Annotated in this window: 13 protein-coding genes; 5 read left to right on the top strand and 8 right to left on the bottom strand. The window is 36.5% G+C overall.

Annotated elements, in window-relative coordinates; genetic code table 11:
- From arsB to L950_RS22595, 8 genes are all read right to left on the bottom strand, one after another.
- On the bottom strand, window positions 1-800 hold an 800-nt coding region (arsB, locus tag L950_RS22630; protein ID WP_037526494.1), incomplete at its 3' end, for an ACR3 family arsenite efflux transporter.
- 6 nt (window positions 801-806) lie between these two features.
- Window positions 807-1298 carry a GNAT family N-acetyltransferase gene (locus tag L950_RS22625; RefSeq protein WP_021190665.1) on the bottom strand — a complete coding sequence of 164 codons (492 nt, stop codon included), beginning with the start codon at window positions 1296-1298 and terminating at the stop codon, window positions 807-809.
- Between the two features lie 9 nt (window positions 1299-1307).
- The gene (locus tag L950_RS22620) at window positions 1308-1910 is read right to left on the bottom strand and encodes a protein-tyrosine-phosphatase (RefSeq protein WP_231577803.1); all 603 of its coding nucleotides are present in this window, start codon (window positions 1908-1910) and stop codon (window positions 1308-1310) included.
- A gap of 15 nt (window positions 1911-1925) precedes the next feature.
- Window positions 1926-2699, bottom strand: a complete 774-nt coding sequence (locus L950_RS22615) for a metallophosphoesterase family protein (RefSeq protein ID WP_021190664.1) — start codon at window positions 2697-2699, stop codon at window positions 1926-1928.
- 6 nt (window positions 2700-2705) lie between these two features.
- On the bottom strand, window positions 2706-3767 hold the full coding sequence (locus L950_RS22610; protein ID WP_021190663.1) for an ArsO family NAD(P)H-dependent flavin-containing monooxygenase: 1062 nt from the start codon (window positions 3765-3767) through the stop codon (window positions 2706-2708).
- A 55-nt stretch (window positions 3768-3822) separates the two neighbouring features.
- Window positions 3823-4296, bottom strand: a complete 474-nt coding sequence (locus L950_RS22605; RefSeq protein ID WP_021190662.1) for a DUF6428 family protein — start codon at window positions 4294-4296, stop codon at window positions 3823-3825.
- 54 nt (window positions 4297-4350) lie between these two features.
- Window positions 4351-4920, bottom strand: coding sequence for a hypothetical protein (locus tag L950_RS22600; RefSeq protein ID WP_197086646.1), 570 nt, complete (start codon window positions 4918-4920; stop codon window positions 4351-4353).
- On the bottom strand, window positions 4920-5246 hold the full coding sequence (locus L950_RS22595) for an ArsR/SmtB family transcription factor (protein WP_021190660.1): 327 nt from the start codon (window positions 5244-5246) through the stop codon (window positions 4920-4922). The genes L950_RS22600 and L950_RS22595 overlap by 1 nt, the downstream gene beginning before the upstream one ends.
- 194 nt (window positions 5247-5440) lie before the next feature.
- On the opposite strand from L950_RS22595, the gene L950_RS31020 reads away from it, so the two are divergent.
- The 5 genes from L950_RS31020 to L950_RS22575 all read left to right on the top strand — a co-directional run.
- Window positions 5441-5743: a hypothetical protein gene (locus tag L950_RS31020; RefSeq protein WP_021190659.1), complete on the top strand. Its 303-nt coding sequence runs from the start codon at window positions 5441-5443 to the stop codon at window positions 5741-5743.
- Window positions 5722-7005: a tyrosine-type recombinase/integrase gene (locus tag L950_RS27305; protein ID WP_021190658.1), complete on the top strand. Its 1284-nt coding sequence runs from the start codon at window positions 5722-5724 to the stop codon at window positions 7003-7005. Before L950_RS31020 ends, L950_RS27305 begins: the two co-directional genes overlap by 22 nt.
- A gap of 4 nt (window positions 7006-7009) precedes the next feature.
- A complete protein-coding gene (locus tag L950_RS28160) occupies window positions 7010-7348 on the top strand; it encodes a tyrosine-type recombinase/integrase (protein WP_084825532.1) in 339 nt (112 codons plus the stop codon).
- A 46-nt stretch (window positions 7349-7394) separates the two neighbouring features.
- Window positions 7395-8336, top strand: coding sequence for a tyrosine-type recombinase/integrase (locus tag L950_RS22580; RefSeq protein WP_164462974.1), 942 nt, complete (start codon window positions 7395-7397; stop codon window positions 8334-8336).
- The coding region (locus tag L950_RS22575) for a site-specific integrase (protein ID WP_021190656.1) at window positions 8333-8713 on the top strand (381 nt) is incomplete at its 3' end. The genes L950_RS22580 and L950_RS22575, both read left to right, overlap by 4 nt.

Raw genomic sequence — 8713 nt, 5'->3', positions numbered from 1 at the left:
AAAAACATAAGGACAAAATAGATGACCAGTGGAATAGCTACTTTTACCACATCCATTGGAAGCTCCACGATTTTTTCACCTTTTAAGCTGAACATTAAGACGATCGTAAATAATAAAGCGTACAATGTTATAGGTGATATTGTGGGTACAAATTTTCTATTGTACCATTCTATACCTTTTGATTTAACTAAGATATATCGGCTTAGGAAGCCTGCCAGAAAAGGAATACCCAAATAGATAAGAACACTTTCTGTGACGTCCTTCATTGAAACACTGACATTGAAGTTGGCTAGTCCTAATTTACCAGGCAGTACATTGATAAATAACCATACAAAGAAGCTATAGGTAAACACCTGAAAGATACTGTTTAAGGCGACTAATAAGGCTGCATATTCTCGGTTTCCTTTAGCGAGATCATTCCATACAATCACCATTGCAATACATCTGGCCAAACCAATAAGAATTAATCCGATCATATAGTCCGGCTCATCTCTTAAAAACAAAATGGCAAGAACAAACATTAAAATAGGTCCTATCACCCAATTTAATAATAATGATATACTGATTACTTTTTTATCCCTAAAAGCAGTAGGTAAAAGAGAATAGTCAACTTTAGCGAGTGGAGGGTACATCATTAATATTAGTCCAATAGCTAATGGGACGTTAGTTGTACCTACGGATAGAGAATCCATAACTTTTGAAGTCCCGGGAAATAAGAATCCCAAGCCCACACCAACTGCCATGGCAAGAAATATCCAAAGTGTTAAGTATCTGTCGAGAAATTTTAATTTTGGCTGCATATTATTTTAATTTATTCCTATTGTTTTACTTCTTCTTTCCATAATAATCGTATCGCGCCAGGTGTCTCCCAGTTTTCCTATTTTCTCACGGAAACCGACTATTCTAAAACCAAAGCGTTGATGAAGCGCTACTGTTGCTTCATTTTCAGGAAACATTCCGCTTTGAAGCGTCCAAATTCCATAAGCTTCGCTTTCTTCAATTAGCCTGGCCATCAAGGTCTTTCCGACGCCTTTTCCTTTATGAGAATTAGAAACATAAATACTTACTTCTGCTACACCTCCGTAAACACATCGGTCACTCACTGCCGAAAGGGCTGCCCAGCCGACTATGATACCATCAACTACTGCTGCAAACCTGCTGTGTTTTAGTTTACTTTTATCCCAATCTTCCCACTCTGGGGTTGTTGTTTCAAAAGTGGCATGGCCTGTTTCAATGCCTTCTTTGTATATTCTGGAGATATTTGAATAATGCTCCTTACCGATCGCTGTTATTTCCATGCTATTTGTTTACCAGTGAAAAAACATAAAACATTTCTGCTGCAATCTGCAAGCTTCTTTCCGCATACACCTCTGTTTGCTGTGGGCTATTGTCCGAGGCTTTGGATCATCGTATTTTATCGGGAATCTTGCCTCAGCTCCAAAAACCACAGGACAGCCTTCATCTGCATTGTTACAGGTCATGATGGCACCGAATTCATTTTTAGGATTAAATTCGCTGTTATATTCTTTGGAAAAGCAGATAATCGCTGCCTCATTTTCGGCATATTTAATTGCATAGACAGGATTTTCTGTTTCGCTGAGCTTTTGAATCTGAAACCCCTGATCGCTCAATGTTTCTGCAATTTTGGGGAACATTGCTGTTGCCTCAGTACCACCTGAATAGCAAAACACATTAGTAATCCCAAAATGATAGGCCATAGTTTGCGCCCAGATTTGGGATAAATGGCTTCTCCTACTATTATGGGTACAGATAAAATTTAAGCGTATTGTCTGACCTGTTTCTATTTTCGTTTGGATATAGTCTGCCAATGGCTGTAAAACTGTTTTTCTTTCTTCTGAAATACTATTTGTTGAAATGGATTCAATGGTTGTTATAAGTTTATGGTTCATTTTTATGATTTAAAATTAATAGCCTCTTCTCAGATTTTCTGCATATTCATTAGGCAGGGGGCTTTCTTCTACTGCCTTAGCTGCTTTTTCAATGTCATAGTCAAATCGTATAAACTCGATACCGATGCTTTCTTTGTTCAGTATAGAACTATTTTCATTGATGGTCAGCATGACATACGCTCCGCGGATATCATTATCCTTAGGTTTACCGACGGAACCGATATTGACCGCATGGCGATAATAAGGTTGTTCTTCAGATCCAGAATTTAAAATGCGGTGATAAGGTTTGTGTGTATGTCCGAAACACATAATATCTGCATCAGCCTGCTCCATGATCCTGAGCATACTTTTTTCCTCACGGTCTTCAAAAAGATATTCATTGATCTTCCTTGGGCTGCCGTGCACCAAAAGCAAATTGAGCTTATCTTCATTCAATTGAAACTCAACTTTGATATGTGCAGGGAGCGTGCGCAAATAGGCACGTTCATCGTCCTTCATGATAGAGTTGGTAAAGGAGATAGAAATATTGCCATTGTCCTTTTCACTATCTGACTTATAGGCACAACCACACTCATTGCTCATACGTCCGATACCGAAATCGTAATTTCCTGCAATGGTTGGAATTTTCCGCTTACGGATCTCATTGACCACTTCGTTTGGCCATATATTGTAACCTACCAGGTCACCCAAGCAATAGATACTATCTGGATCTCTTTTATCTACATCTTCGAAGAAAGCTTGCAAAGCGGGTAAATTGGCGTGTATATCGCTGAATAATGCAATTTTCATATTTTATTAGTTACTATTTTTTAAAAATTCTTCAATCTCAAGTATGGTCTGTTTTGCTGTTCTATTTACACCTATGATTGTGGCGGAGGCATAACCGGTCCAGTTGCCGTATCCGACGAGCCATAATCCGGGCAATTCTAGTGATTTACTTTCACTGGTCTTTGCAATGCCTTTTTCGTCTATGTGTATCAATGATTTCAGATAAGAAGTATCGTAACCGAATCCTGTGCACCAAATAATAGCATCAAATTCCTCTTTGTCCCCATTATGCCAAATCACCCCCTTATCATATAACTTATCGAATGTGCCACTTGACACTAAGACACCTCTGTGTTGGGCCTCTTTAACAGATGGAACCATTACGATATTTCCTAAATTAAATTGCGCTGCATCGAAGGGTTTTCCTTCTTTTTCGGCCTTGTATCGTGCCGAGGCTACGTTAAACAGATAATATCCGTCTACTTCGTCAGGCAAAAATTCAGGTTCCTTTTTGGTTGACCACTTTACAGCCGTAACTTTTGAGACCTCTGCGACAATCTGGGCACCGGAATTACCTTCTCCTACCACCAGCGTTTTCAGCCCCGTAAAGTCTTTTGGGCTTTTATACTTTCCTGAATGAATTTGAAGTCCCTTAAAATCTTCTATTCCTTCTAGCTTTGGAATAGACGGATTGCCCCAGGTACCGGTTGCCGAAATAACTGTTTTAGCTTTAAAACCTCCCTGAAGGGTGTAGATCTTAAAAATATTCCCATCCTTTTTAATTTCAAGAACTTCAATACTCCGCCTCACATTCAGTTGATAATGCTCTTCGTACTTACCCAAGTAGTCAATTGCTTCTTGTCTAAGCGGAAACTGATGCTCAGATTTTGGCATCAGCCATCCTGGTAAGGAGCTGTAATCTGCGGGAGAAAACAGGGTCAGGCTATCCCAGCTGTGGATCCAGGCACCACCCGGAATATCTTGTTTATCCAATATAAGATATTTAAGTTTTGCCCGCCGCAGATAATATCCACATGCTAGCGCACTCTGGCCTCCTCCAATAACAATAACATCAAAGATTTCATCCATTGATTTAATTTTAGTACATTTTATAAAAAAGATACAATCGACATTCTACAGCGAATTAGCAGCATCCTCCACCAGGTGTACACGAATTATTTGCAGTACCTGTAAGTACAGAAAGGTTTATCTTTTGCTTTTCGGAAGGTATGCCGCATGCATCCTGTGCAAGACAGGCAGTAGTCTTACTTTTCAATATAAAAGTTTTCCCATTGAACTCCAGATCATATTTTCCAATTGTATCACTTTGATATTCCACTTCGATCTCAGCATCTTCTATACCTAATTTGTCCTCCGAAAGTTTGATAATATTCAATAGTTTTCCAGGCTTTAAACGATGCTCAAAGTCATCGGCGTTCCATAGCTGAAAGTTCACTGCCTTTTCATCACGGATTACACCACCACAGTCAATGAATCTTTTATTAATCTGGCCGACTTCGGTCACATGGAAATGCTCGGGTACAAACGTTCCGTTTTCTAACTGAAATTCAACATTGTCTAATGTTGGAAGGATTTCTTTGATTTCTGATAATTTCATTGGTTTATATTTATAGTTATAATGCAATATTGCGATTATTTCAAACAAATTTTTTTAACAGCACTTTAGCTGTAATTTATTAAAATACTTACTGAATTTGGGAATGTAAAGCAGCACATGTAAGAGGCTTATGACAATCGCTCCCGGCAGTAGATTTATTGCTATAAATCTAAATGTGTCATAGCTCTCTATATGTTGAAAGTTCTGCGCTAATGTAAAACCCGTAGAATCAAAATTGAGTTTGATCACTAAAAATACAGCGATAGCCGCAAAGTGGAAGCCGTTAACCATAAGATGGATAATATATTCCCAACGGGGTAGTCCACCCATAAATTGTCTGCTGTCTTTTTCCACATAAGCATCCAACAGCAATGTAATGATGTCCGCAAAGATCAAAACGCATCCTATTACAAAAAGGTTGTTGTTTTCAATATTTATAAATAAAGTTGTAAGAATACCTGTAAATAAAAAGGCTCTTATCGTATGGGTAAGATGTTCAAACCGGCTTTCTTTATGCTCATAGAGGTGATATTTGTATATGTGCAGAAATACACCATCAAATACTGCCAATAATGAATAGCTGATCAGTAATACCGAAGATATAATGAAAGCAGTTTCCATCATTAACAACATTTTTGATTGGTTACTGTAGAAATTATTTTTGAAAAATACTCTTTCAATATATTGAATGTATTTTCGTCAATACAGTAGCATACAGATGTTCCCTCAATGCTCCCTTGTATTAATCCCGCATTTTTTAATTCTTTCAAATGCTGTGATACGGTAGGCTGTGCTAGTGGCAGCTCATTGACAATATCTCCGGTGATACAGGTATTGACTTTTAGCAGATATTCTATAATAGCAACCCTTGCAGGATGGCCCAATGCTTTAGCAATAACCGCAATCTGGTTTTGGCGGTCCGTAAAATGATCTGTCTTTGTTGCTCCCATAATTAATTATTATATTGCAATATTACGATATTATTTTTAAATACAAAATAAAAAAGATGCAGATTTAAATTTTATGTGGACTTTTTGCTTTGTTTTCGGTTAGGACTAATGTTGATTATTATACGTAACTATTTAAAATTCAAATTTTTAATTGTATTTCAACGTTAGAATAAATAGGTATAAAACAGAAACATATGTTAGAACAATTATTCAAAAGAAATTTAAATCATCATCGAAACGCTCCACTACTGAAAGAACGAGTTGAGTATCTGAATTATCTGTCGATTAATAATGCTACAGAATTCAGATTGAAATTAATTGAAGGATATCTATTAAGAGCAACCGAATTGCTCCGTCTGCAGGATCGTAGGATGGTAACTGTGGAAGAAATTGAGGCGGCTGCTGTGAAATGGGGGAAAATGAAAACTACTCACCATTTAAAAAAGAATTTTCAGAATCTGGAAAAAAAATTTCTATGTACACTAAATCATGGTTAAGGTACCTAAACTGGCTGGATGTACCTGTCATAGAAGAGGGAAATGAAATACTGCAGGAGTTATATAAAACATCCAGCACGCTAAAACGGCATCAAGGCCATCCATTACTTCGAGAGCGAATCTCATATCTGAAATATTTACAAAGTCAGGAGAAGCGGACTCTGGAATTAAAGCTTACAGCATCTTATCTTCTGCGAATAATAGAATTTTTGCATCTGGAAAATGGCAGGATAATTACTATTAAAGAGTTAATTGAGGCTGCCCAAAAATGGGGTTTAAGTAAAAAATACAATACAAAAACAAGTTCTAATCAATTTGGAAAGAAGCTGTTTATTAAAATTGGACTAGACTGGTTGGGCTTTCTGAACCGTGTGGAAGCAACTTCAGAAGAAAATGATATATTACTGAAAAAGTTATTTAAATTACGTCATGTTTTATTTCATCAAATAGAAAGCCCTTTACTGGCAGAACGGCTGCTGTTTTTACACTATCGGAAGAACCAAGGGATAAAAGATTCTACCCTTTATAATGAAGCAATGAGTCTATTGGTTATTATGACTCATCTTAAGTTCTATTCGGTACGGACAGTAAAAGTTTCTGAATTAACAGTTATGGCTGGTAATTGGTCAAGATTAGACAAGATACATCCCAGAACAAAAAATTATACTTATAAGAATAAGCTAAGCTTAATTCATACTGCTAAAATATGGTTGTCCTTATTAGATTGTTTGGAAGATGATACAGTGCCCTCAATTCCCTTTACAAAAAAATTGAGCGAATACTTATATTTTCAATCAAGAATCAAAGGTCTATCAGAAAGAACTATAATATCCAAACGCGGAATATTAAAGCGTTATCTGAAACTCATCAGTGAGCATTGTGTCCACTTTGATCAAGTTACGCCAGATATCATTGGAAAAATTATTAGCAACCGTAAGAAGACCGGTCTTTCCAGAAGAACAATTAAAAACGAATTAAGTGTATTGAGATCTTTCCTTTGCTTTGCATCTGAGAAAAGATGGTGTATGAATGGTTTATCTGAATCCATCCGAGCTCCCAGAATCTATGAACATGAGCTGTTGCCATTAGCACCGACAAGAGAAAATATCCAGAAGATGGTCTCAGAATTCGCAACTGAAACAACTATTAATATAAGAGATTTTGCCATTTTACAGCTACTTACGGTTTATGGACTTCGAAGCAGTGAAGTAGCATATCTTCAGCTTGATGATTTAGACTGGCAAAGGAGATTATCTACGTAAGAAGATCAAAGGATGTAAGCCGCAATTATTCCCCTTAACCCCAACTGTTGGTGATGCCATAATACATTATCTTAAAGAAGCCCGGCCCAATGAATCAAGTTTGAGGGAAGTTTTCCTGACACAGATTGGACCTTACAAGAAGTTAAATAACAGCTCTATTTACGCAATCATAAATAAGATATTAAAACCGATGGATTGGAATATAAAATCCTGTGGTCCTCATTGTTTGAGACATGCAAGTGCCACCTACTTGATCAATACAGGTTTTTCATTAAAGGAAATCAGTGATTATTTAGGTCATCAAAAATTGATACAACCAGAATATATTCAAAGGTCGATTTAACCAATCTGTATAAGGTAGCAGATATTAACTGGGAAATACTATGAAAATGCAAGATTTAGTAAATAGCTATATTGAATATAGGGATTCATTAGGAGAGTCTTGTACTATTCAGCTTAAATATCTGTTAAAACAATTCTCAAGAGAAATGGGCTTCAATATCAATGTTAAAGACGTTACTACAGAGATGGTGCTGGTCTTTCTAGTTGGAAAAAAAGGAATGATAACAAACAGCTGGTTTTCGAAACGGACTGTAATCAAAGGACTGTTTAATTACGCCAAATTAAAGAGATACATTTTTGAAATCCCATTGCCTGATTTCTCTCCACAAAAACCTGCGAAATACATTCCTTATATCTACAGTAATAAAGAATTGAAAAGTCTTTTTGATTCGGCTTTGACTTATCAAAAGAGGCCCTCTCAAGTAGATCCTGTCATGATACGAACGATATTAATTTTAGCATACACCATGGCACTGAGAAGAAGAGAAGTGCTCTTAATTAAACTTAAAGATATTGATTTAGGTAAAAGAACAATACTAATTGAACAATCAAAATTTTATAAAACCCGTTATGTAACTTTTAACCAGCAGATTAAAGATATCATTATCCATTATCTTCTGCATCGAAAAGAAAAAGGTATCACACAAGATTCTGGTTCTTATTTGTTTGTATGGAAGGGTAATAAACCATTTGGAGGGTCATTGCTGGATGCTATTTTCTCCAAAATACGGTTAAATGCTGGTATTAAGAGGACTGATGGAGCAGTTTATCAGCCTAGGATTTATGATCTTCGGCATACATTTGCGACAAACAGGTTAATTAGCTGGTATGAAGAGGGGAAAGACGTACAGATACTTTTACCTGTATTATCGACATTCCTGGGGCATCATCGTTTGGACTATACATCTGTATACCTTTCTATGACCAACAAATTGCTTGAAGAGGCGAATAAAAAATTTAATCATTATGCAAATGAAAATCGATTATGAAAAATATAAAATACCTAAGCACGTGGGTCAGGAGATTTTTGACCGAATATGTTATCAACAATAGAAATCTTTCGCCCAATACACTTGCAAGTTATAGGGATACCATGCGGCTGATAATACCATATGCCTCGAAATTGAGAAATAAATCTATTGACAAATTGATGATTGAAGACCTAAATGCTGATTTGATCAAAAACTTTCTCTCAAATATCGAAACAGAAAGAAAATGTTCCATATCTACCCGCAACCAGCGCCTAGCGGCTATTAATTCCTTTGCGAAATTCGTCAGCCAAAATTGCATAGATTATATAGAATGGGTTAGAATGATAAAACTTATACCGATTAAAAAGGGGCCTAAAAAGACAATAACCTATCTC

Origin of the sequence: Sphingobacterium sp. IITKGP-BTPF85, from assembly GCF_001006065.1 — a bacterium.
Taxonomy (GTDB): Bacteria; Bacteroidota; Bacteroidia; order Sphingobacteriales; family Sphingobacteriaceae; genus Sphingobacterium; species Sphingobacterium anhuiense.
Note: the sequence above shows the minus strand (reverse complement) of the source record. Positions and strands in the feature narration are given on the sequence as shown.

Excerpts from the sequence above, each read along its gene's own strand:
- L950_RS22625 (WP_021190665.1), bottom strand. The coding sequence starts at position 1,298 with ATGGAAATAACAGCGATCGGTAAGGAGCATTATTCAAATATCTCCAGA.
- L950_RS22620 (WP_231577803.1), bottom strand. The coding sequence starts at position 1,910 with ATGAACCATAAACTTATAACAACCATTGAATCCATTTCAACAAATAGT.
- L950_RS22615 (WP_021190664.1), bottom strand. The coding sequence starts at position 2,699 with ATGAAAATTGCATTATTCAGCGATATACACGCCAATTTACCCGCTTTG.
- L950_RS22610 (WP_021190663.1), bottom strand. The coding sequence starts at position 3,767 with ATGGATGAAATCTTTGATGTTATTGTTATTGGAGGAGGCCAGAGTGCG.
- L950_RS22605 (WP_021190662.1), bottom strand. The coding sequence starts at position 4,296 with ATGAAATTATCAGAAATCAAAGAAATCCTTCCAACATTAGACAATGTT.
- L950_RS22600 (WP_197086646.1), bottom strand. The coding sequence starts at position 4,920 with ATGATGGAAACTGCTTTCATTATATCTTCGGTATTACTGATCAGCTAT.
- L950_RS22595 (WP_021190660.1), bottom strand. The coding sequence starts at position 5,246 with ATGGGAGCAACAAAGACAGATCATTTTACGGACCGCCAAAACCAGATT.
- L950_RS31020 (WP_021190659.1), top strand. The coding sequence starts at position 5,441 with ATGTTAGAACAATTATTCAAAAGAAATTTAAATCATCATCGAAACGCT.
- L950_RS27305 (WP_021190658.1), top strand. The coding sequence starts at position 5,722 with ATGTACACTAAATCATGGTTAAGGTACCTAAACTGGCTGGATGTACCT.
- L950_RS22580 (WP_164462974.1), top strand. The coding sequence starts at position 7,395 with ATGCAAGATTTAGTAAATAGCTATATTGAATATAGGGATTCATTAGGA.